At 37.0% G+C, this 23,244-nt stretch carries 24 protein-coding genes and 2 pseudogenes; 12 read left to right on the top strand and 14 right to left on the bottom strand.

Going from position 1 to position 23,244, the window contains the following annotated elements; genetic code table 11:
* Positions 1-7: 7 nt before the first annotated feature.
* From PluTT01m_RS15630 to PluTT01m_RS15600, 7 genes are read left to right on the top strand one after another with little or no spacing between them, the layout of a single operon-like run.
* Entirely contained in the window at positions 8-964 is a 957-nt protein-coding gene (locus PluTT01m_RS15630; RefSeq protein ID WP_011147247.1) for a phage protein, read from the top strand.
* Positions 961-1,716 (top strand): phage baseplate assembly protein V, encoded by a 756-nt coding sequence (locus PluTT01m_RS15625; RefSeq protein WP_011147246.1) that lies wholly within the window; start codon positions 961-963, stop codon positions 1,714-1,716. Before PluTT01m_RS15630 ends, PluTT01m_RS15625 begins: the two co-directional genes overlap by 4 nt.
* A complete protein-coding gene (locus tag PluTT01m_RS15620; RefSeq protein ID WP_011147245.1) occupies positions 1,713-2,060 on the top strand; it encodes a contractile injection system sheath initiator in 348 nt (115 codons plus the stop codon). Before PluTT01m_RS15625 ends, PluTT01m_RS15620 begins: the two co-directional genes overlap by 4 nt.
* Positions 2,053-3,246, top strand: a complete 1,194-nt coding sequence (locus PluTT01m_RS15615; RefSeq protein WP_011147244.1) for a baseplate J/gp47 family protein — start codon at positions 2,053-2,055, stop codon at positions 3,244-3,246. Before PluTT01m_RS15620 ends, PluTT01m_RS15615 begins: the two co-directional genes overlap by 8 nt.
* Before the next feature lie 8 nt (positions 3,247-3,254).
* Positions 3,255-3,815, top strand: coding sequence for a DUF2612 domain-containing protein (locus PluTT01m_RS15610; protein WP_113042590.1), 561 nt, complete (start codon positions 3,255-3,257; stop codon positions 3,813-3,815).
* A 2-nt stretch (positions 3,816-3,817) separates the two neighbouring features.
* Positions 3,818-5,254, top strand: a complete 1,437-nt coding sequence (locus tag PluTT01m_RS15605) for a phage tail protein (RefSeq protein WP_011147242.1) — start codon at positions 3,818-3,820, stop codon at positions 5,252-5,254.
* On the top strand, positions 5,254-5,880 hold the full coding sequence (locus PluTT01m_RS15600; RefSeq protein ID WP_011147241.1) for a tail fiber assembly protein: 627 nt from the start codon (positions 5,254-5,256) through the stop codon (positions 5,878-5,880). The genes PluTT01m_RS15605 and PluTT01m_RS15600 overlap by 1 nt, the downstream gene beginning before the upstream one ends.
* A 44-nt stretch (positions 5,881-5,924) precedes the next feature.
* Here PluTT01m_RS15600 and PluTT01m_RS15595 read toward each other — a convergent pair whose 3' ends face one another.
* A complete protein-coding gene (locus tag PluTT01m_RS15595; RefSeq protein ID WP_011147240.1) occupies positions 5,925-6,347 on the bottom strand; it encodes a tail fiber assembly protein in 423 nt (140 codons plus the stop codon).
* 2 nt (positions 6,348-6,349) lie between these two features.
* The gene (locus tag PluTT01m_RS28270) at positions 6,350-6,640 is read right to left on the bottom strand and encodes a gp53-like domain-containing protein (protein ID WP_413679249.1); all 291 of its coding nucleotides are present in this window, start codon (positions 6,638-6,640) and stop codon (positions 6,350-6,352) included.
* Between the two features lie 500 nt (positions 6,641-7,140).
* Between PluTT01m_RS28270 and PluTT01m_RS27630 the strand changes: the two are divergent.
* Positions 7,141-7,295 (top strand): annotated as a pseudogene (locus tag PluTT01m_RS27630) (type II toxin-antitoxin system HicA family toxin).
* Positions 7,296-7,319: 24 nt separating this feature from the next.
* Positions 7,320-7,748, top strand: a complete 429-nt coding sequence (locus tag PluTT01m_RS15580) for a type II toxin-antitoxin system HicB family antitoxin (protein ID WP_011147238.1) — start codon at positions 7,320-7,322, stop codon at positions 7,746-7,748.
* A 450-nt stretch (positions 7,749-8,198) separates the two neighbouring features.
* On the opposite strand, the gene PluTT01m_RS15575 is transcribed toward PluTT01m_RS15580, so the two are convergent.
* The 4 genes from PluTT01m_RS15575 to PluTT01m_RS15560 form a co-directional block, all read right to left on the bottom strand.
* Positions 8,199-8,969 (bottom strand): glycosyltransferase family 2 protein, encoded by a 771-nt coding sequence (locus PluTT01m_RS15575; protein ID WP_011147237.1) that lies wholly within the window; start codon positions 8,967-8,969, stop codon positions 8,199-8,201.
* A 159-nt stretch (positions 8,970-9,128) separates the two neighbouring features.
* On the bottom strand, positions 9,129-9,884 hold the full coding sequence (locus PluTT01m_RS15570; protein WP_011147236.1) for a glycosyltransferase family 25 protein: 756 nt from the start codon (positions 9,882-9,884) through the stop codon (positions 9,129-9,131).
* A gap of 211 nt (positions 9,885-10,095) precedes the next feature.
* Positions 10,096-11,046: a glycosyltransferase family 2 protein gene (locus PluTT01m_RS15565; RefSeq protein WP_041380158.1), complete on the bottom strand. Its 951-nt coding sequence runs from the start codon at positions 11,044-11,046 to the stop codon at positions 10,096-10,098.
* Between the two features lie 117 nt (positions 11,047-11,163).
* On the bottom strand, positions 11,164-11,934 hold the full coding sequence (locus PluTT01m_RS15560) for a hypothetical protein (RefSeq protein WP_011147234.1): 771 nt from the start codon (positions 11,932-11,934) through the stop codon (positions 11,164-11,166).
* A gap of 395 nt (positions 11,935-12,329) precedes the next feature.
* On the opposite strand from PluTT01m_RS15560, the gene PluTT01m_RS15555 reads away from it, so the two are divergent.
* Positions 12,330-13,298 carry an IS30-like element ISPlu1 family transposase gene (locus tag PluTT01m_RS15555; protein WP_011147233.1) on the top strand — a complete coding sequence of 323 codons (969 nt, stop codon included), beginning with the start codon at positions 12,330-12,332 and terminating at the stop codon, positions 13,296-13,298.
* 369 nt (positions 13,299-13,667) lie between these two features.
* Here the strand turns inward: PluTT01m_RS15555 and PluTT01m_RS15550 are convergent, their stop codons facing one another.
* The 3 genes and pseudogenes from PluTT01m_RS15550 to PluTT01m_RS27625 form a co-directional block, all read right to left on the bottom strand.
* Entirely contained in the window at positions 13,668-14,645 is a 978-nt protein-coding gene (locus PluTT01m_RS15550) for a glycosyltransferase family 2 protein (protein WP_011147232.1), read from the bottom strand.
* Positions 14,646-15,489: 844 nt separating this feature from the next.
* Positions 15,490-15,843: a type II toxin-antitoxin system HicB family antitoxin gene (locus PluTT01m_RS15545; protein WP_011147231.1), complete on the bottom strand. Its 354-nt coding sequence runs from the start codon at positions 15,841-15,843 to the stop codon at positions 15,490-15,492.
* A 24-nt stretch (positions 15,844-15,867) separates the two neighbouring features.
* Positions 15,868-16,022, bottom strand: a pseudogene (locus tag PluTT01m_RS27625) (type II toxin-antitoxin system HicA family toxin).
* A 324-nt stretch (positions 16,023-16,346) separates the two neighbouring features.
* Here PluTT01m_RS27625 and PluTT01m_RS15535 point away from each other — a divergent pair.
* Entirely contained in the window at positions 16,347-17,099 is a 753-nt protein-coding gene (locus tag PluTT01m_RS15535; RefSeq protein ID WP_011147225.1) for a pyocin knob domain-containing protein, read from the top strand.
* 9 nt (positions 17,100-17,108) lie between these two features.
* Positions 17,109-17,621 (top strand): tail fiber assembly protein, encoded by a 513-nt coding sequence (locus PluTT01m_RS15530; protein WP_011147226.1) that lies wholly within the window; start codon positions 17,109-17,111, stop codon positions 17,619-17,621.
* A 41-nt stretch (positions 17,622-17,662) separates the two neighbouring features.
* Here the strand turns inward: PluTT01m_RS15530 and PluTT01m_RS15525 are convergent, their stop codons facing one another.
* The 5 genes from PluTT01m_RS15525 to PluTT01m_RS15500 form a co-directional block, all read right to left on the bottom strand.
* Positions 17,663-18,760, bottom strand: a complete 1,098-nt coding sequence (locus PluTT01m_RS15525; RefSeq protein WP_011147227.1) for a glycosyltransferase family 4 protein — start codon at positions 18,758-18,760, stop codon at positions 17,663-17,665.
* A 92-nt stretch (positions 18,761-18,852) separates the two neighbouring features.
* Positions 18,853-20,403 (bottom strand): sulfatase-like hydrolase/transferase, encoded by a 1,551-nt coding sequence (locus tag PluTT01m_RS27620; RefSeq protein ID WP_011147228.1) that lies wholly within the window; start codon positions 20,401-20,403, stop codon positions 18,853-18,855.
* 415 nt (positions 20,404-20,818) lie between these two features.
* Entirely contained in the window at positions 20,819-21,445 is a 627-nt protein-coding gene (locus tag PluTT01m_RS15510) for a tail fiber assembly protein (RefSeq protein WP_041380156.1), read from the bottom strand.
* Positions 21,445-22,035: a phage tail protein gene (locus PluTT01m_RS15505; RefSeq protein WP_049789782.1), complete on the bottom strand. Its 591-nt coding sequence runs from the start codon at positions 22,033-22,035 to the stop codon at positions 21,445-21,447. Before PluTT01m_RS15505 ends, PluTT01m_RS15510 begins: the two co-directional genes overlap by 1 nt.
* A 560-nt stretch (positions 22,036-22,595) precedes the next feature.
* On the bottom strand, positions 22,596-23,168 hold the full coding sequence (locus PluTT01m_RS15500; protein WP_011147224.1) for a hypothetical protein: 573 nt from the start codon (positions 23,166-23,168) through the stop codon (positions 22,596-22,598).
* Positions 23,169-23,244 lie beyond the last annotated feature (76 nt).

Below are 23,244 nucleotides of genomic sequence, written 5' to 3'. Positions count from 1 at the left end.
GTGAATTATGTCAAAACAATGGATAAGAGAATGCCACCTTATCGTTGTAGACAAAGATGGCGAAAAAGTAAATTTATCAGACCTGAAAATCACATTTAACATTAGCAGAACGGAATCTTCCAATCCTGCTAGCGGTATTTTTACTCTATATAACCTGAATAACGAAACCAGTAATAAATTACGTAAAAATGAATTTAAAAAGATTAAATTTGTGGCGGGTTACAAGGAGAACTCAGGACAAATATTCTCAGGCCAAATTCAGTACACGTATGTAAAAAGAGACAACGCAACGGATACTTGTGTTGTGATTCATGCAGCGGACGGGGATGAAGCACACAATTACGCGACCGTTAATACCACCATTGCGGCTGGATATTCGCAAGCAGATTTAGATCATTTGCTAATGCGTGATATTGCCAAATATGGCATTACCGCCGGTCTACGCCCTGAATTCAGTAAATCAGCATCACCCAGGGGAAAAGTACTTTTTGGCATGCACCGCAATGAAGTTTCTAATTTGGCAAAACAATGTGATGCTAATTGGCGCTATGAAGATAACAAACTACACATTGTACCCAAAAATAAATACTTAACTGAAGCCATTGTCCTTACATCAAAAACAGGCCTTATTGGTATGCCTGAACAAACTATTGGCTCCGGTATTAACGTTACATGCTTAATTAATCCGAATATCCGCCCCGGGACATTAATCCGACTGGATAACCGCTCAATCAAACCAGTTGATCCGGCGACTAAACAAGCTGCTCAGTCTGGCGATCATAAGGATGCAAAAGCACAACCGGCAACGTTGGACGCTGATGGTGATTACATTGTCTTCAATGTGGAGTACTCCGGCGATACCCGCGAAACGGAGTGGTACATGGCAATAATGTGTATCGCCAAGAGCGATCATACTTTGCTGAATCAATCAACTCACAATAAGGATAAGGCAGAGAGCGAATGATAAATACTGACGAACGACTCAATAGACCCGAAGCGGTCTTTTTTGCTATGCAAGAAGTCATTAGCGCCGGATTGTATGTCTCCTTGCCTTGCATTATTCAATCATTTAATGCTGATGCGGTAACCATCACCGCGCAACCGGCCATCAGATGGAAAATCAGGCAAAGAGACGGGGAACTGGAATCGGTATCCTTGCCACTATTAGTGGATGTGCCGGTTATATTCCCAAGGGGAGGTGGCGTGACATTAACCTTCCCGGTAAGAGCCGGTGATGAATGCTTAGTCGTATTTGCTGATCGTTGCATCGATTATTGGTGGCAATCTGGCGGTGTACAAGAGCCGGTGGACCCCAGGCAGCATAACCTGTCTGATGGATTTGCGCTTATTGGCCCGCAATCTCAGCAACAAAAAATAGCGAATATCAGCACTCACACCGCGCAACTGAGAAGTGATGATGGCGCGGCGTATATTGAACTTGATCCCAGCAGCCATAACGTCACGATTATCACACCGGCAAAACTTATCGCGACAGCCAATGGCGGTACTGAAATCACGTCACCTGACATCATCCTGAATGGCAACGTCACCATTAACGGCAACTTATCACAGGGCATGGGCGCTGGTGGTGGCACCGCAACCCTGCAAGGCCCGGTCACGGTGAGTCATGATGTGACAGCGGCAGGGATTAGCCTTAAAAACCATGTACATAGTGGTGTGCAATCAGGTGGCGGTAAGACGGGGAAACCTCAATGAGATACAGAAGAGAAATTGACAACGACTATGTATTTGGTCGTGGAGAGGCGGGTTTTCTTATCAACTCACCGGAAGCCGTCGCACAAGCGGTGAAAACGCGCCTGATGTTGCGCAGTGGCGAATGGTTTCTTGATAACCGAGAGGGAACAGATTACGACGACGTGTTGGGTAAAGGCACATCGAGTTTTTATGACCTGATTATTAGACAGCGAATACTGCAAACGCCGGGTGTAGAGAACATTACCCAATACCGTAGTGAAAGAAACCCAGAAACAAGAAAAATCACCATTACAGCCACGATAGACACGATTTATGGACAGACAGGAGTAACTGCTGATGTATGAAAGTATTATCAACACCATGTTACCTGCTATTGATAAAAACGGGATCAATGCTCCTGATTATCAAACCATCTTGAATAGCTGGAAGACGATATTCAGGGATATTTATGGGGACGATATTTACATTGAATCTGACAGTAAAGACGGTGTTTTTTTATCGCTGATAGCATACGTTATTCACGGTTGTAACAACGCAACCATTGCTTCCTATAACTCATTTAGCCCGACAACGGCGGTGGGCGAAGGGCTTTCCCGTAATGTCAAAATCAACGGCATCACCAGAAAAAGCTCCAGTAACTCAACGGTGGATGTTTTGGTCACTGGTCGAGCGGGCACAGTTATCCGCAACGCTTCCGTCCGGGATGATGCGGGAAACGCTTGGTCACTACCGGATGAAGTGATTATAGATACACACGGGCAGGCTATTGTGACCGCGATTTGTCAAAAAGCGGGCGCGATCGGCGCATTGCCCCACACGGTTAATCAAATTGCTACGCCAACATTGGGCTGGCAAACCGTGACGAACCCGGTTGCGGCTACACTTGGTCGGGGAATTGAAACCGATGTAGAACTGCGAATACGGCAAGAGGTTTCCGTTGCGCTGCCTTCGAGAACCATTATAGATGGACTGATGGGGGCCATTGCCAACCTGCATGGAGTTTCACGTTACCGGGGATATGACAACGACTCGGACAAAACGGATGAGAATGGCATACCTGCCCACAGCATATCGCTTGTCATTGATGGTGGAGACTCGAAAGAGATTGCCCGGACTATCCTGGTGAAGAAAACGCCGGGCATACCGACATTTGGCACCACCTCTGAAACGATTACCGATGATTATGGCAATAAAAAAACGATAAACTTCTATCGCCCTACACTGGTGCCAATTTACGTTGAAATACACATAAAACCCTTTATCGGATATACATCAGATATTGGCAATAATATTCGTAATGAAATATCTAACTATATAAAATCCCTTTATATTGGAGATGGAGTATATGTGACTCGTTTATTTGTACCGGCAAACTTATGCAATAAAAACGGTGGACAGACATATGAAGTATTATCTGTGATAGTGGGAAAATCAGCATCGACAACCGGAACGGCGAACATTGACATAGCATTTAATGAAGCGCCGACGTGCTCACCTGAAAATATTAAAATAGTAACGGTGCTTGAATGAACAGATATATGAAACTAATTCCTGCATATCACATGGAAGGTAAAAAATATGTCAGGATGCTTGAAGCTGTGACTGATATTTTCAACCAGAATGCGCTGACAACAGATTTACTGATTAGCCGTTTTGACCTTGATAAAGCGGTGGGCAAACAGCTTGACATTATTGGAGAATGGGTAGGAAGAAATCGAATGATCCAAACTCCAATTGAATCCTATTACTTCTCCTTTGATATTACTGACTTAGGATTTGATAGTGGTCAATGGAAAGGGCGGTTTGACAGTGATAAAAGTTATATCAAACTGGATGATGATAATTATCGGGTTGTCATTAAAGCTAAAATAGGCGCAAATAACTGGGATGGAACGGCTGAGTCATTTAATAACATCCTGAGTTTTATTCATTCAAATAATGGCCTATCGGTATCTTTTGAAGATAACTTGGATATGTCATTCACAGTAACGATTAAAGGAAAATCAATCAGTACAATTACTAAAGAAATCATCCATCAGGGTTATCTCTCGCTTAAACCTATGGGGATAACGGTTAATTACCATATAGTGGAGGGTTAGAAATGGCTAAAAATGATTTTAAAGCATTTGCCATTGGTGAAAACGCGAATACTTTGTCACAAGAAGAATATGAAAGTTCAGATTTTATTGGGGAGGGTTTTAAATCGGGAATAGCGAGGAGTGAGCGATTAAATAAAGTTTGGCGCCAATCTTCGGTTATTGCTGCGGTGATAGGGAAATATATTGCAGAAAAAACCGGTGAAGACGTTATGGATGATGGTGATCTGGAGAAACTCGTAGCGCAATTGGATTTAGCATTAAAACATAAAATTACTACAGAAATCCCTGCTGCTTCACTGACACAAAAGGGGATATCGCAACTCAACAGTGCGACAAATTCTGACAGAGAAGACCAAGCTGCGACGCCGAAAGCGGTTCACGATGTTAGAAAAATCGCTGAGAGCAAATTGAGTGGTGTTTCTGATGCCTCATTGACTCAGAAAGGGATTGTACAACTGAGTAGTGCGACAAATAGCACAAATGAAACCTTAGCTGCGACGCCAAAGGCGGTTAAGGGGGCATACGATTTTGCAAATACAGCAAATGTAGCGGCTAAAAATGCTCATGATGAAGCGAACAGGGCTACAGATAATGCTAACAGCAGATTGGCGAAAAACCAAAATGGCGCAGATATCCCTAATAAAAGTGAGTTTATAAAAAACCTTGGTTTAACAGAAACCGTGGAATTGGCGAAAAGTGCTGTGCCGAACAGCCGGAAAATTAATGGCAAGGCGTTGAGTGGGGATGTCAGTTTGAATGCCGGAGATGTGGGGGCTTTACCGATTTCGAGTACATTAAGCGCTCAAACAGGCACCTTAAGAATAAACAATGGATCGAATTGGCCGAATATCGAATTCAGAGCAGCAAACAAGCATTTTATCGGTATTGAAGGAACAGCTGGCAATCGTTTGACGATATACGCTAATGATGAAAACAGCAATCGCAAATATACTTTAGCAACACCAGAAAAATCCGGCACGTTAGCAACACTTGATGATATCAACATATCTGTCGGCTCACCCATCCCATGGCCGTTACCAAATGTGCCTGCTGGTTATCTCGCATGCAACGGTCAATCATTTAATAAATCACTATATCCACAATTAGCTATAGCTTATCCATCAGGTGTGCTGCCTGATTTGCGCGGTGAATTTATTCGTGGCTGGGATGATGGGCGCGGTGTGGATCGTGGTCGTGGGGTTTTAACTCATCAGGGGGATGCAATTCGTAATATTACTGGTTATACCCCAGGTACAATTTTACGTGGAAATAATAGTTATGGAGGATGTTTTTCTCTTTCAGGTGAAAAGGCTCCAGGAAATGAATATACAGATGTCTGGCAAAAACAAGTTCTCTTTGATGCTTCACGAGTTGTCCCTGTTGCTTCAGAGAACAGACCTCGCAACATTGCATTTAACTACATAGTGAGAGCAGCATAATGAATACACAAAAATACTCTTTAGAATATGAGATTGCCACATTAGGTAAAGATGGATTAGCAGAAAAAGCGGGCTGGCTGACAATCTACCATGCAGCGCCTAATTCAAGGGAATTTATCGGCACGACACCAGAATATCTAATGAAGGGAGTAGGCATACCGGCGAGCTCCTATACAGATACCCCGACACTTCCTGAATCCGATTTTATGGCTGTCAGGCGCACGGCAGACGGAAATCACTGGGAAATTGTACCCGATTACCGTGGAAAAACAGCTTACAACACACAAACTCGCTTACCGCAAGAAATTACTGATCTGGGTGAACTACCCAAAACCCTGACATTCGAACAACCTGCTACTCATTTTGATAAATGGGATGGCTCAAAGTGGGTGGCTGACAAAGCGGCAATAAAGAACAGTGAGATTGAGCAGGCAGAACAACTACGCGGCACACTGTGTACACAAGCTAATGAAACCATTACGTTACTCCAATATGCCGTTGATACGGAATTGGCTTCGGAAGAGGAACAGGCATTGTTACTTGAATGGAAAAAGTATCTGGTATTGCTGAACCGTGTTGACACTTCATTGGTCCCTGATATTAAATGGCCTGAGATGCCAGAATGACAACAATAAGGGCTGCTTATGCAGCCCGATAACAAAAATACATATCAGTATGGTTTTTTAGGCCAGTTAATGTCCGGTGCTAATGTGACATCAATACGACTTAGTGATATTTGGTATTTTTTCCAAGCTACTAATTGTGCTTTTTCCTCATCATTTGCCATATTTAGATCAATAGCATCTTGTAATGGTGCGATTTGGTTTGTTGCTTCAGCTATTAATTGCTGTTTTTGAAATTTAGCCTGTTGCTGTAATTCTTCTTTTGTGGGGGGAGGAATATCTGCCCATTCTGGTAAACCATTTTTACCCGCTATTCGGTATTTACCCTCTGGTGGAATACTGCCAGCAAACTCAATGAAAATAGCCTCATTAACTTCCACTGCATCATTTGGAAATGAACCTGCATTGATATAGTCTTGTTTCCATTCGGCTGGATAAAATGCGTTAGTTGTTGCACTGTAATAATACATAATTAATACCCCACTGCTAACCAATAATAACCTACACTAATACCAGTATTAGCATAGTCATTAGTCAATTTGAATGAAGATGGACTTAGAACAGCGGCGTAACCATTAGCTATACCACCACTGGCTCCTAGTCGATTCACTGTTAACATTACATTCACACATGCATTAGAGAACCTAACTGGTAGCTGAACTGTGATAATCTCTAGAGGCTCTAGAACTCGAGTTACTCCCCACTGATAAATCACTCCAGTATCGCCACATTTCCACCAACCATTTGTAGACTTTAAGGCCATATTTTTGCTGCCATATCGCCCATCACATTCACCTGTGGTATATGCGCCTAGCTCGCCCGGTGACGGTTTGTTTACAGCACTATAAACACGAATACTTGGGTATTCATACACACCTCTGCCGGAAATAGACCCTGTTGCATCCAAGTACCCACCCAAAACACCACCGGATTTTGGGTAAGCACTTTTCGCCAACTCCACGGTTTCTGTTAAACCAAGGCTTTCTGTAGTTCATTAACTGACGGCAATCTTTGTCAACGCAGCTTTTAAAGGCATTCAATGGGACTCAATATGGTAAAAATTGGGCAGATCTGAGTACCAATAAATAACCAAAATAATGATTGAGAAAGAAATGTATTAACTATGATGGAATTACGAACAATAATTGGGTGGAAAATATACAGAAAATTAGCCTCACTTTGCGTTTTAACGCAAGTTCATTTGAGATAAATAAATTTACTTTGTGTGTATGCGTGCATATGCTTATGTCAGATTGGGAGGATATGAAATCAACCAACCTGATAAAAGAGCTGATTGCTGTTGGACGCGAACTTAGAAGGAGTTACCAATAACCGGAAAGACATACTCGGTTCCGCATCCCAAAAAATATCAGCCTATCAGTATTGCCAAATCTATAAAGAAAATGGTGAGAGTTTAATCCCCGTCGACTTTGGAGGTCATCATGTTTTTTTCAGTAGGTGTTGAGTTATCGAAAAATGAAAATACAGCGTATGGTTTGGTCATTCCTGCGCTGTGTGCCGAAGATTATGGCTGTTTTTCTGCCGCGGATAATAAAGAAGACATTGCGATAATGGCACGTGAGGCTATCTTGTTAACAGTAAAAGATATGGTCGCGAATAATAGCGCAGTTGAACATATTCAGGATGCTGGCTATCTGGTTTATGCAAAAAACGCAGAATATCAATACATTGATAACTGGTTTGTTATCAACGTTGATTTATCTGAGTTTTCCGGAAAACAACAGCGTATTAATATCTCATTACCCGATACACTCATTCAGCGTATTGATAATCGCGTCAAAGAAAGTCCGACACAATATCGAGATAGAAGTCACTTTTTAGCTGAAGCAGCAAAACATGAACTTAGGTAACACTATGGTGCATGGATGCGCCATAGTTTAAAAAGCATTCAATTGATGCTATGTTTGTGAGTCCTTTACACTGCCGTATGAACGCAAAACCCGAATGATAGGTGCCGCACCTTCTTTGCTGGTCATAAAGCAACCAAAATAACGATTTATTTAGAGAAAAATACATTCATTTTGAAAAAACTATGAACAAGCTTTAGATGATAAATTAACGAGTTTACATAGTTTTCTTTAACTCGTATTATGCGATGTATTACACTTTTAGTTTTAGAATTATCTATCATGATCATGCAACTAAGGAAGCCGATAGTTTACTGAAATTTACTAAAGTAAAGTATCAGGAGGAAAACTCGTAAATATTGCGGGAACCAAATATAAAACCCTTTAATTTGCATGAAGCCCCCGCAAACCATTAGATCACTCATTAATACACATAAATCAAATAGATATTAATTAAAATCCTTTAATAAAATACATTAAAAAGCATCCTGTAATTACACCAAAAGTAAAATACTTTATTTTCCTTCTATTTTCGCGTTTCCTCTGTCTTATCTCTTCATCTGTTTTTATATGATCATCCCAACCGATATGCCTAACTGCGCTTTTATCTAAAATAACTGCATATTTATCTATTTCTGCATACTTCTTTGATAGTGTCATCTCTGTATCACCTGCTAGATTATAGGGCATGAATAATTCATAATCTGATTTTCTTCTAAGCCCTGGATTAAAACTGAATCCCCTCCATCTGAAATCATTGCTTTCCAGAGTAGAAAAACAAACACCTTCTAATTCTCTAAAATTACTAGGGTAATGGAATGGATAATGAAGCATCACATCCTCTTTTAAATCTCTGAGCCAGACTTGGAGTATGTTTTTATCAGACTTCAAAGCAACAAAAGAATCCTCAATAAATCTATCTCTATAGAAAAGCCAATCGTCTTCACAATGGAAGATATAGTCAGTTTTTACTTTACTATATGCCAGATCAATTGACTTAATTTGCCCTAGTTTAGGATTGTTTAAAATAATTTCACAGTATGGTAGCCAGTGCTCAGGTATGACAGAATGAATAGACTTATCTCCAGAATCCTCCGTTACAACAACCTCTTTTATAGGATAAGAATTATACTTATCAAACGACTCAATAGTTTGCTTTAATAAATCAAACCGGCCACAACTTGTAATGACCAGGGTAACATCACTTGAATCAGAAAATAACATAATATTTACTCATTGACTTTTATAAAATTCACTATTACTTGGTATGATAACAAACAAAATACTACTTTCATAGTGTCAGAACGATAACTTAATTTTAAGTATTTTTTAGTAAAAGATCATATATTAAACCTGAACTTATCAATATCCTCAATATAATATTTATGGCTTTATCCGTTTCACCAATAAGCGGATAAATATCCGCCAAAACATTGTATATAATTTTACGTATAATGACCTTCTTTTTCTTTGAATTCTGAAGAATTCTTGCCTACTTTGCTTTTGTTTTTTTCTTTCTAGCGCCAAGTTTGATTGAAGATATAGCGGCGTTGTAGAGATGACCGGAGGTACCACTGCTTTCACTTTTATGATCCGTCTTTCATTGAGAAAACGCCACTTATCAGCTTCAAGCCAAACGGGCTGTAGAAAATCAAGTAAACATTGTGCAGCGTAATTATTAATTACATAACCATAAGTACAAGCTGCTTCAATCACATTAACTAAATAATACTGACCCGTTATATTTTTCTTGAAAGTGTCAATATATTCGTTAGTTTTATTAAGTAAAATGATATTGGGTTTGTTAGGATTTTTGGTGTTGAATTTATCTAATGCACTCAGTACATCAGAGATATTTTTATTGATTTCTGCATCGTCTTCCATGATAAGAGCTAAAGGAATGTTTTCGTCGACAATTCTCTGGTAGACTAATAGATGGCTTAACGAGCATCCTAGCTCTCCAAGAGTCATCCCGTTATTATAAAAGTCGCGACTAAGTTTCATTACTTCATCTTTGGAAAGCTGTTTGCCATTTACCGCTTTGATTATTTCAACATCCAATCTCAAAGATGATGCTTGCTGTAACATCGAATACTTTCTTTCGACATCTGATTCTAAGTTAATTATAAAAATTTTCATTTTTTTCCTGGTAAAAAGTAGGGAGGCTCTAAATAAAAAACAAGCTATGAAATTTCTAACATTTCCAAATATTTCAACGACACCATTAACCCTCAAAGTTGAAACCAATCATCAGTGTTTTCTATGTTTTTCATTTTCTTAATAATTCTCTTATCACTTAACTATGCTGTGGTCATAGCACCAAGATCTCCTCAAATGAAAAGGTAAAACATTATCCATTCGTTGAAATCATATTTTTTCTTATTTTCATAAATTTTCTTTTAAAACTAAATCGAATATTACTATCTAGCATGAATCCTAATATCGAAAGGTTTTTCACTATCTGATAGATGGAGTCAGAATATTTTTTTGATAATTTATCCTCATATTTATAGATGAGTTCTATAGCATGGCAGGCTGTGAGATTCCTAAAATTTTTACCGAAAGTTTTATCCATTATTAAGATCACTTCTGCCATTATATTTACTTTTACGTCATTAATAGAATTAGAAAGACTACCTTCTCTCTTTATATAATTATAGTATTTCATATTAGTATAATAAATACTATTACACTTAACTAAAAAAGAAGGAAATGATAACGCATCTTCATAACAAGGAACTTCAGGAAAATTACTTCCACAAAATAACTCCTTCCTAAAAAACTTCCCTATTGAATGCGCCTGAAATTTCTTATGAATTAAAAATTCTTTTATTGCCGTGTTTCTGTGAAGTTTTATGGGAGATGATAACCTCGACCTTTCTATTATATCCGCATCTTTTCTTACTTCATTTAACTTACTGATAAATATATCCGGCTGTCTATATTCTAAGAAGTCTAAAATTTCTCTCATAGAAAAATCAGATAAAAAATCATCACCATCAACGAAAGTTATATACTCTCCACTACTTATCTCTACTGCATATTTTTTTACTTTACCTAAGTTCCTAAACTCCTTTCTTATATAAATAAAAGACTCATTTTCTTCAGAGAATTTTTTTAAAATTGATGGGGTTGAATCAAAAGAACTGTCATCTATCAGCAAAACCTCATAATCATCAGAAGAGACTTTATATAGGCATTTTTTTACGCTCTCTAAGCATTTTCCTATTAAATCCTCTAAGTTATGTGCTGCAACTATAATTGATAACTTTTTGTTAGAATGTAAATATGAACCTTGCATTATCATACCTCTTGTATTATTTAGTAGATGCCATTAAACGTCAAGTGCTGATTTTACTCTTTTCAAATAATTTGAAATCGCCATTTTTATTTTATCACTGTCAGATAGTTTTTTACGTTAACTATATTCTGTATTCTGTAATTTACTTATTAATTCAGAGGGTTTATCAACAGGATATAGCTCGCAATTTACTTCATTGGTTATGATATCAGCGGGCCCAGTTTTACAATTAGAACTTATATAATATATACCTTGAACAACAATGTAGGTGATATATTTTGGCTTTGCCGATACCGTTCCCCACGTATCCTTCTCACTTAGTATTTGTTGCATTTTTTTATATTCACTTTTTACCCTTATAAAGTTGATAGTGACATCTTTGACTGCTCTAATTTCAGGAAGTCCAGAGTCAAGGATATTGAATTCCTTACCCTGTATAAAAGCCTTTAAAGGGTGGTGTATTACCGTAATTAATGCAAAAGAGAATAGAACAATGTTAATATTTCTATGTAAATTAATTTTTACTTTCAGAGAGAACAAACAAGAGATCAGGATAAACGTACTAAAGAGATAATATTCAACTGGAATAGAAGAGATAAATTCACTGGCTTCTTGTTCGTTTGTATAGAATAACGAAAGAATTGAGTTGAAGTTTGGTGAGCCATATGTAAGCCCGATAGGGGCATAAACGAGAGTTACTACACCAAGAACGATAAGCAGGGGTCTGTAAACCACAGTGACTTTGTTTAGCAATAGAAAAATAAAGAATATAGCGAATACATACGCTATTTTTAAGCGATAGCCTAAAGCCATATGAGCTAAAAGGCAAAAGATGAAGAATGCAACAACGGGTAATAGCTTGATTAGGTGGTTTTTTGTAAGTTTCATATTTATCTATCAATAGGACATCGTGTAATAGTAAAACGTGGTTTAGCTTTCGAAAACAAGAAAAACGGAGGTTCAATTTCTTCATCCATCCAGATTTTCTATTAGTACTATACTATGTATTTTTCGCTATGTGAATAAAATAAATTTTAGTTACGATTTAAACCCGAATACTTTACTTGCAATATAAAAGAAACCACATAACACAGAAGTATCATCATAACCCCCAGTATAGGAAAATACACATAACATGCCAAGCGTTAATAGATCATAGTAACAGGATAAAGTAAACAAAATAGTTATTAAATATATGGGCGGATTCGACTAATAAGTGCAATTTTTCAGAAGGGCGGTCAGTTGCTATAGTAGGCATCTTTCTCGCCAAAGGAAAATGCACTATGGCCTATACACAACTGACCGAAACAGAAAGATACCAGATTTCCAGTTTAAAAGAAGCGGGTTTTTCACAGCTTTTTATTGCGGAGTCACTTAAACGAAGCCCATCGACCATCAGCAGAGAATTGAAGAGAAATCAAGAAGTCCAGACATACTGCCCTGAACAGGCTCATTTGAAGGTATTGGCGCGTCGTCATTTTGCTAAGAAAGCCGTGAAAATAACGCCGGAAGTAAAAAGATGGATAAAACGGTTAATTTGGAAAGATTTAAGCCCTGAACAGGTGGCTGATTATTTGAAGCAACATAAAGGGATATCTTTGCATCATGAGACGATTTATAGACTGATTTATCAAGATAAAAGAGAGGGGGGTGATTTATGGCAACATCTGCGAATAGCCAGAAAACCCTATCGCAAACGCTATGGTCGCTATGAAAGAAGAGGTAAAATTAAAAATCGGGTCAGTATTGATGAACGCCCGGAAATTGTTGATAAAAAAGAACGTATTGGGGACTGGGAAGGAGATACGATAATAGGGAAAGATAAAAAAAGTGTCTTATTAACATTGGTTGACCGCAAGACGCTGTATACAATAATCGTTAAACTTGATAGCAAGCAGGCATCAGAAGTCGCGAAAGCGGCAGTGAAAGTATTATACCCGTTAAAACAAAGGGTTAAGACCATCACGTTCGATAACGGTTTGGAGTTCGCAGATCATGAAATCATCGGTGAAGAATTAGAAACCCAAATTTACTTTGCTCACCCTTACTCGCCTTGGGAAAGAGGGATCAATGAGAATATCAATGGACTCATCAGACAATACTTTCCAAAGGGAACGGATTTTAATGAAGTCTCTGATCAGGAAATAAATTTTGTGGTAAACCGATTAAATAATCGCCCTCGAAAAACACGGGGTGGGAAAACCCCGAATGAATTATTTAAAGGAATACGAACATGTTTACTTCCAGATTAACGATGTTGCACTTATTATGTGAATCTACCATGTGTGGTTAAATTTTACCGTATTTATTCCTATTGAATATCTTGGAAAACTGACTTATCAAGAATCGCTGTGAATTAATGAGCTATAACCGATCCTGTGCCCCTGTAATTCAAATTGTGCACTTTTCAATAGAAGACGTAATTGTTATATTTCAGTATTTTTCTCACCAAAGGAAAGTGCATTATAAAATGCACACAATTGACCAGTGAAAGAAGATAAAATTCTTAAATGAATTTTATACGATGATAATTTTTTAATGCAAAAGTATAAAGCTTATTAACAGTCTAAAATGGCCTGTTTTTATAGGCCATTTAGATTGTTGTCATGACTATCTAAAAATTAAATTCTGTCTTTTCTTTTAGTCAGTAATAAATTAGCCAACAACCAAATTATTTTATTTTTAGACTTAATTATTTTCAGCCTAAATAAAAACTTATTTCTCTTCCGAATAAATTCAGCATCTTGTCTTTGATAAGAAAAATCGGATAAAAAAGAAGAAAGCTCATCAAATCTTTTGGATGCTAGCATTTTCCACATTAGCTGGCCTTTTAGGCTTAAAGCTTTTGATTTAACTTTTCTCATAAAGGTTTCACGATCTTCGTTATGGTATTGCGTGTCCATATCTTGATAAATCTTGTCCCAAGCTTGGATTTCATCTATATAATTCTTTACATCCCACCTCTTATTCATGATGGAATCACTTCGGTAAATATAATTATAAAGATATTCTGGGATGTAAGAAAACTTCGCTTTACAGATACATAACAAAATAAATGAAATATCTTCTCCTACAATTAGGTTTTCATCAAACCAAATTTTATTTTCTAACAAAAAATTACGTTTTATTAACATACAACAAATGCCAAAATAATCAAAATTCAAAAAATTGAATGCCAGATTATTTAAATCTCGATAATCTTTAGAACAAATCTCTTTGTCTGTATAAACATTCTTGAACAAACAAAAAGTAATATCACTCTTTGTCTCACCATTTTTTCGCAACACTGATTCAATAAACGAAGGCTCAAAAGAGTCATCACTATCTAGGAAAGTGACATAATCCCCTTTAGCTTTACTTAAGCCAACGTTTCTTGCTGCGGAAATCCCTCTGTTTTCTTGAGAAAACACCTCAATATTGAAGTATTGTTCAGACAGCCGGTTAAGAACATCCATTGTGCCATCAGTTGATCCATCGTTGACAATGATGATCTCAGTGTTTTTATATGTCTGATTAAGAACACTATTAATAGCATTTTCTATAATATCTTCGACATTAAAGGCCGGGATGATAATTGAAACTAATACATCATTATTCATAATAGTACAATCCGCTAGTTACCTACAGGAATCCTTTAGAATTATTCAATAAAGAGCTTTCAATACTAAATATATATTCTGATATAAGTACATGTGTGAATTGAACCAACATCAGTATTCCTGCTCCTAATTGTCAAATTTAAAGACATTTAATTGATTATCAATATGATTGATATGGGGTATTATACTGCTTTCCTCCCATTAATTGTATCAATTAATGACTAAGGTGAAGATTTACTGTGAAAAATGTTCTCTACCTAGTAACATTATTACTCGCTCACTAATAGAATCAGTCCTGTACTATCACACTTCCAGAATCTTTTTATAGCTTTTAAGCTGAGTTTTTGCCGTTATATCTAATTAGCCTTAGTTTTACACAGTTAAGAATGTGATTTTTTGTAGGTTGGTAATTGTCGCAAAATTAAAAAAACTATCAGAATCTAGATTTACAGTAGAACGAAAAAATTTCCCGTATAAAAAATCAGTATATTTTTCACTATGTAAAGTTAATTACACAATGTAATTATAATGTTTATATTGATTACCGTAAAAATTACACAGAATAAAAATATAATGAAAATATTTATCATTATAAATCTCACTGAGCATTCCCGCAACTCATCGATAAGAAATGAAGTTCATTCAACAGTAAACGAGCTAGATATACAAAAAGAAAACATAAAATTTTAACAACTTTGCGTTTGATGTTTTTGCGTGTATTTGTTCGTTCATGGGTGAAGAAAGTCAGGCATAATTTTTTATGATTATAGACACAATTAAGAGTTGTATAACTATGATTTGCAAAATAGTGTTTTTATTTAGCTCATCTTTTAAAGTTCTTTTGTTATTCAACATCGTATTGTGCCAAACTTTCTTTGTCACGATTATTAATATGCCTCTGCTTTCCGGAAAACTCAGATAAATCAACGTTGATAACAAACCAGTTATCAATGTATTGATATTCTGCGTTTTTTGCATAAACCAGATAGCCAGCATCCTGAATATGTTCAACTGCGCTATTATTCGCGACCATATCTTCTACTGTTAACAAGATAGCCTCACGTGCCATTATCGCAATGTCTTCTTTATTATCCGCGGCAGAAAAACAGCCATAATCTTCGGCACACAGCGCAGGAATGACCAAACCATACGCTGTATTTTCATTTTTCGATAACTCAACACCTACTGAAAAAAACATGATGACCTCCAAAGTCGACGGGGATTAAACTCTCACCATTTTCTTTATAGATTTGACAATACTGATAGGCTGATATTTTTTGGGATGCGGAACCGAGTATGTCTTTCCGGTTATTGGTAACTCCTTCTAAGTTCGCGTCCAACAGCAATCAGCTCTTTTATTAGGTTGGTTGATTTCATATCCTCCCAACCTGACATAAGCATATGCACGCATACACACAAAGTAAATTTATTTATCTCAAATGAACTTGCGTTAAAACGCAAAGTGAGGCTAATTTTTCTGTATGTTTTTCACCCGATTATTGTTCGTAATTCCATCGCGGTTAATATGTTTCTTTCTCAATCATTATTTTGGTTATTTATTGACACTCAGATCTGCCCAATTTTTACCATATTGAGTCCCATTGAATGCCTTTAAAAGCTGCTTTGACAAAGATTGCTGTCAGTTAATGAACTACAGAAAGCCTTGGTTTAACAGAAACCGTCAATCTGGCGAAAAGTGCCGTGCCGAATAGCCGGAAAGTTAATGGCAAGGTGCTGAGTGGGGATGTCAATATTACCTCTCAAGATATCTTTAATGGGCAAGCAATATCGATCCCTGACAAAGCCGATTTAAATGATTATCAAACGCCAGGGCTTTATTATCAGGGTTTAAATGTACAAGCGACAGCCGGTAAAAACTACCCCGAAGCATCCGCTGGTTCTCTTGTTGTTTTACAGGCTGCTGGCACTATTCAACGTTATTTTGTCTATAATAGCAGTCGGATATATACACGGGCTTTATACCCGTGGAGCGGTCCGGGATGGACACCTTGGGCACAAGAATATAACACACAGAATAAACCTATTGCCGGGGATGTGGGGGCGTATCCAAAATCTGGTGGTATTGTAAACGGGAATGTGGATGCAACCGGATATATTTCCGGTAAAGGAGTGTATGAGGCTCCAGGTGTTCGGGTATATAGTTCAATGAATAAACCTTCTCCGGGAGAACTCGGTGCATATACCACAGGTGAATGCGATAATCGCTACGCTTTGAAGAACGATGTTGGGGTGATTAATTTACGACTTGGAAGTTGGGTAACAGAGGGTGGGTGGACAGACGAGACAAAAGATTGGTCTGCTCCTTCTGGGCATGTCCTTGTTGGCTTGGGTACAGTAATGTGGAGTTCAGGAAGACAGCACCTTGCCAGTGTACATTATCGTCCTGTACAAGCATACATAAATGGTATTTGGGTAACAATCTCCTCGATCTAGGGTGACATTATGAAAACTGGTATTTTTACGCCTTATATTCCGAAAGATGCCATATCTTGTGTTCAATACTTAAGAGATGATGAAGGTAATGACTGGTATCAGATTCAAGAAAAATTTTTAGAAGAAACTATCAAATTCACATTTAATAAAGATGGCGTTATCACTTCAATATCAAAGGATATATCTAGTCTATTCCCTATCCATTTATCCGTTGCTGAACTTGCACCAGAAGATGTACCAACTGAGATAATTATCACAGATGGGTGGTTTTTTGACGGTGAGAAAATCATCAAGCGCATTTATACATTGGAAGAACAACGACAACAGGAAAAGAACCAGAAGTCAGAAAAAATGATTGCTGCAAATGAGGTAATTCAGCCTTTGCAGGATGCTATTGATTTAGGAATAGCAACTAATAAGGAAAAAGCCTTATTACTCGAATGGAAAAGGTATCGAGTGTCACTGAATCGCATTGATACTTCATTAGCATCAGAAATTATCTGGCCTGAACAACCAAAATAAAATGAACGACGGCCTGCTCTCCAGGCCGTAAATTTTTAGATTTAAGAATTACGAACAGAACTATAGGTACTTATCGTTTCTGAAACCATTTTTCTCACATCAAACTCATTAACCGCTTTTTCTCTAGCTTTTTCAGACAATTCTTTTAATTCCTGAGATGATAAACTAGCAATCAAATTTAAAACGTTATGTATTGATGTTTCATCCCTTGCTTTTGTGATCCAGCCATTGACACCATGATCAACATTTTCTGGTAATCCCCCGAAATCACTGACAATAACAGGTAAACTGCAAGCCATCATTTCTCTGCAAGCAAAACTGATAGTTTCACAATCAGTGGATAAAACAAACCCTATAGAAGCATTTTCCATATAATTAATAATTTCTTTATCATCATTAATATAACCAGTAAATTCAATATCGACGTGAGAGAAAGGAGCACCCACTAATTTATTTATATCTTCTTGGCGAGGAATGCGTCCAATAATTTTTATACGAAATTTATCAGATAGCTCTTTATTTTTTGCCAAGCATCTTATCAAAAAATGCCACCCTTTGTGTTCAGCGGTTCCAGCAGAAGAAATAAGTGTTATTTTTCCTTTTTCTATAACTGGATGTTCAGTTTTCCATTTATCAGTATCAATACCATTTTTTATAGTAACAACTTGTTTATCAGAGATAAAAGAGGAGCATTGATTTCTAGTGGAATCACTTACGAAAATAATTCTTTCATTGAATTTTTTCAGCCTGATTTTGGATAACCAAGATACAGGATAATGATTATGTTTTGTATAGATTATTTTGCATTTCATCCCGAAAAGTATTTTTGCGAGGATAGCGATTTTGTTGTCAGAAGTTCCATTAGTATGAATTATGTCTATTTTTTGTCTTCTGGCAATTTGTGATAAAATCTTACAGGTTATTACGAGTTGTTTTAGCTTATTAAGCTTGCAGAAAAAGTAAAGAGGAATAACATTATTAAATCCGGAATTGGTAAGTTCTTTGTATAATCTGCTTTCAGGTGGACAAGCAATCAGCAGCTTTCCTTTATTATAATCAAAATATTTAACTATATTCATGATATATGTGGTATGACCGCCGCCATTCCCTGTATGGAAATTTGTTATCATAATATTCATTGCTCACCTACTCTTATCTTTGTCATGAGTTAATTTTATCTAGAAATCAAAACCAACATAGATCTTATTTATATTTCTCATAATATAAAAATTCATTCAGGAATTTTATCTTCCGGTAATGAGCTATATTTCATGACCTTATTACTAAAGTTCAGAACATCATCTTGATTTTCACATATTTCATTAGACAACATTTTACAATTCTCAGGTATTGTAGACTCTTTAATACCTGTCCAATCTGAAAATAGTGTTAAGAAATTCATTGAATTGCGTTGAACATTAATAATATTACGTGACGTATCATCGTAAGATGTAATAAACATAGGAACCTGATAATCTTGCTTATATTTATCATTATGAGCAAGCCTCATCTTCTTACTATCTTTCTCAAAGAAAGAAACTCCGTGATCAGCAAAATACATCAAAGACCAATTCTTCTCATTTTTCTGTGCTTCATCAGTAATTATTGATAACAAGTCATCGGTATTTTCAATACTCTGTATATAGCAAGAAACCTGTTCTGACTTAAAGAATACCTTGTATTCATAATTTGTTCTGGTACAAGAGGGGGAGTGAGAACCCATTAAATGGATAACAATTAGCTTCTTTTCTCTCTTATCCTCTAAGGCTTTTTTCACAATTGGTATTATATCTGTGTCAGGAATATTTCTGTTAAGACCAGAACTAGATTCACCTTTTTTGATAAATAATGGAGAATCAGCCCTTGCTCCCATGCTGGCAACCGGAGTATCAAATATCCCCATAGAACCTTGATTTGATATCCAGTAGGTATAAAAGCCCGCTTTTTTTGCTAATGTAACAATATTGTTGCTTAAAATATTTTTACCATCTTTGACCATTGCTAGTGAGTTTGCCAATGATATCTGGGTTGATGGACCTACTGAGATATAATTTGTAAAAAGTGTCCCATTGGCAGTGCTCATAAAAGGTGTATTATGTATCGGAAATCCATACACATTCATAAAATCTCTACGTACACTTTCTCCAATCACAACAATATAAGTGCTATATTTTGATTTTGCCGACACCGTTCCCCACGTATCATGTTCACTGAGTATTTGTTGCATTTTTTCATATTCGCTTTTTACCCTTATAAAGTTGATAGTGACATCTTTGACAGCCCTAATTTCAGGAAGTCCAGAGTCGAGAATATTGAACTCTTCACCCTGTATAAAAGATTTTAAAGGATGGTGTATTACTGTAATTAATGCAAAAGAAAATAGAAAAACACTAATATTTCTATGTAAATTAACATTTACTTTTAGAGATAATAAACAAAAGATCAGGATAAGCGCACTAAAGAGATAATATTCAACTGGAATAGAAGAGATAAACTCACTAGCTTCTTGTTTATTTGTATAGAATAACGAAAGAATTGAATTTAAGTTTGGTGATCCGTATGTAAGCCCGATAGGGGCATAAACGAGAGTTGCTATACCAAGAATGATAAGCAGGGGCCTATAAACCACTGTGGCCTTGTTTAGCAATAGAAAAATAAAGAATATAGCGAATACATACGCTATTTTTAAGCGATAACCTAAAGCCATATGAGCTAAAAGGCAAAAGATGAAGAGTGCAACAACGGGTAGTAGCTTGATTAGGTGGTTTTTTGTAAGTTTCATATTTATCTATCAATAGAACATCGTGTAGTAGTAAAACGTAATGTAGCTTTCGGAAAACAAGAAAAATGGAGATTCAATTTTTTCATCCATCCAGATTTTCTATTAGTACTATACTATGTATTTTTCATCATGTGAACAAAATAAATCTTAGCTACAATGCAAAGCAGAATACTTTATTCATAATATAAATGGCCCCTATAACATAGAAGCATCACTAAAACTCCCCAATATAGAAAAATACAAGTAATACCATATGATGAAAACTATGCTATTAGAACTTGACCATCAAGACGGTAACTTATTAGTCTAATCTGCCTTTATAAAAAATGCGTCACCGAAATTTTAGCAATTCAAATGACATGTGAGATTTCTGACTTCGATTGTCATTGGGCTGCATAAGCAGCCCTTATTGTTGTCATTCTGGCATCTCAGGCCACTTAATATCAGGGGCCAATGAAGTATCAACACGGTTCAGCAATACCAGATACTTTTTCCATTCAAGTAACAGTGTCTGTTCCTCTTCCGAAGCCAATTCAGTATCAACGGCATATTGTAGCAACGTAATGGTTTCATTAGATTGTGTACACAGCGTGTCGCGCAGTTGTTCTGCCTGCTCAATCTCACTATCCTTTATTGCCACTTTGTCAGTCACCCACTTTGAGCCATCCCATCGATCAAAATGAGTAGCCGGTTGTTCGAATGTCAGGGTTTTGGGTAGTTCACCCAGATCAGTAATTTCTTGCGGTAAGCGAGTTTGTGTGTTGTAAGCTGTTTTTCCACGGTAATCGGGGACAATTTCCCAGTGCTCTCCGTCTGCCGTGCGCCTGACAGCCAGAGAATCGGAGTCAGGAAGTGTCGGAGCATTTGTATAGGAACTGGCCGGTATGCCAACTCCCTTCATCAGATATTCTGGTGTCACGCCGATAAATTCCCTTGAATGAGGTGCTGCATGGTAGATTGTCAGCCAGCCCGCTTTTTCTGCCAATCCATCTTTACCTAAGATTGCCGTTTCCGGTTCTAAAGAATATTTTTGTTCTGTCATTATGCTGCTCTCACTATGTAGTTAAATGCAATATTGCGGGGGCGGGTTTCATTTACAGTTGTTCCGATTACTCCGCCAGTCGATATGTTTTGATCTAGTGAACGTGTATATGTACTGTTTTTCTCGGTTCCCCACGATTGATTTCCCGCAAGTACAAGGTCTTCAACGACTTGTTTTGAAATCACCTTATAGTGCATATGATCTTGAATCCCTGCTGGCTGCCAAGACAACATTCCGCGTCCCATATCTACCCCTCGGCTGTCATCCCAACCACGGATAAATTCACCGCGTAAATCTGGCAGTATTCCTGACGGATAAGCTATGGCTAGTTGGGGGTATCTAGATTTATCAAATGCTTGACCATTACACGTAAGATAGCCTGCGGGTGTATAACGGGATGGATACGGAAGTGGGACGCCGACTGGCGCAGTTATATCATCAATTGTCGCTAATATACCGCTTTTATTAGGAAAATTAATGAGATAAATATTATTACCCGCGACATTCCTCTTATATAAATAAATAGATTGCGTATTATCATTTGTCAGATCTGCTTCAATCGCAAAGAATCCACGAGATTCTTTACCCAATGGTGGGAAGAAATTGATTCGCGGATATATGCTCTTAGTATTAACAATTTCAACATTTCCACGTGCAAAATTAGCATCAACAAAGCTTTGTTGCGCTGAATTTTTCGCCAGATTGACGGTTTCTGTTAAACCAAGGTTTTATAGAATTTATAAATTAACAATAAATCGTGTTGAAGCAGTGTGCTGGGGCATTAAATGGGGATTGAAAGGGTAAAAACTGGGTATATCTGTGTGTTAATAAATGACCAAAATGACGATTATGGGGAACAGAATTGCAAATGGTTTAATTGTGAACAGCTATTGTTCATAAAATAACCTAAAAATGGTCAAAGTAGAGCACATATATTGGCAAAATGCGTGCCTTTCCCAATCATGGTGGAAACAGATTGGCTATGATCTGTATTAGTCACTATTTTTTTCTGATTTGCGTATTCTGATTCTGGAGATTTGTTATAACGAAATAAACTGAGAGTTACCTGTAATCTTGTATGGGATTTGGTAACCATATCAAAACAGGTAACTCTCAATTTTAGATAAAGTTTCAACTAACACATCCAAATTTATTTAACGGAAAGCTCTATATTTACACTTCGATTTCTTACCCAATAAGCTTGGCTGTTATAACAAATCTGTCCTCCGCAAATAGCATTTTCAACTATATCAGGACACCCTTTAATCAATGTATACCATTCAGGGCCAGATCCATCTGAATTTGCATGACCACGACCATGCCGAAATGTTAGTGTATAATTTTCTGTGTCGGTATTGGCAACATTAATATAACTAACACTCCAATCGACAGTTTTAGTTTCATTTGTACATCCATCTATCCAGTTATTATTATCCTGTAAATTTCCCAGATAGGTTTTACCTGCCTCTAAGCGTATTTTTTCATCTCCACTATCGTACATGCAATTAGATGATTGCGTAACAAGAGTAATACTCTTTGTCGCTGATGAGTTTTTAATTTGTAGTGCATATGTGGCTGATAAATTAGAAATTCTACTTTCTGAAACTTCTAATGTTGCCTCCTTATCGGTAATGTTTTCTTTTGTCTCAGCAGCTAAAGCTAATTGTGTTGACGAAGCTAGAATCACAATAGTTGTACCAATTAACGTTTTCAAAGTGATCATATTAATAAACTCCTTTGATGAAATTATTCGGAACCTCATTAGGTGATTTTTGTGGGTCAATTTTCACCCATCAGAT

Origin of the sequence: Photorhabdus laumondii subsp. laumondii (assembly GCF_003343245.1) — a bacterium.
GTDB lineage: Bacteria > Pseudomonadota > Gammaproteobacteria > Enterobacterales > Enterobacteriaceae > Photorhabdus > Photorhabdus laumondii.
The sequence above is the reverse complement of the archived record's forward strand: the minus strand, read 5'-3'. Positions and strand labels throughout refer to the sequence as shown.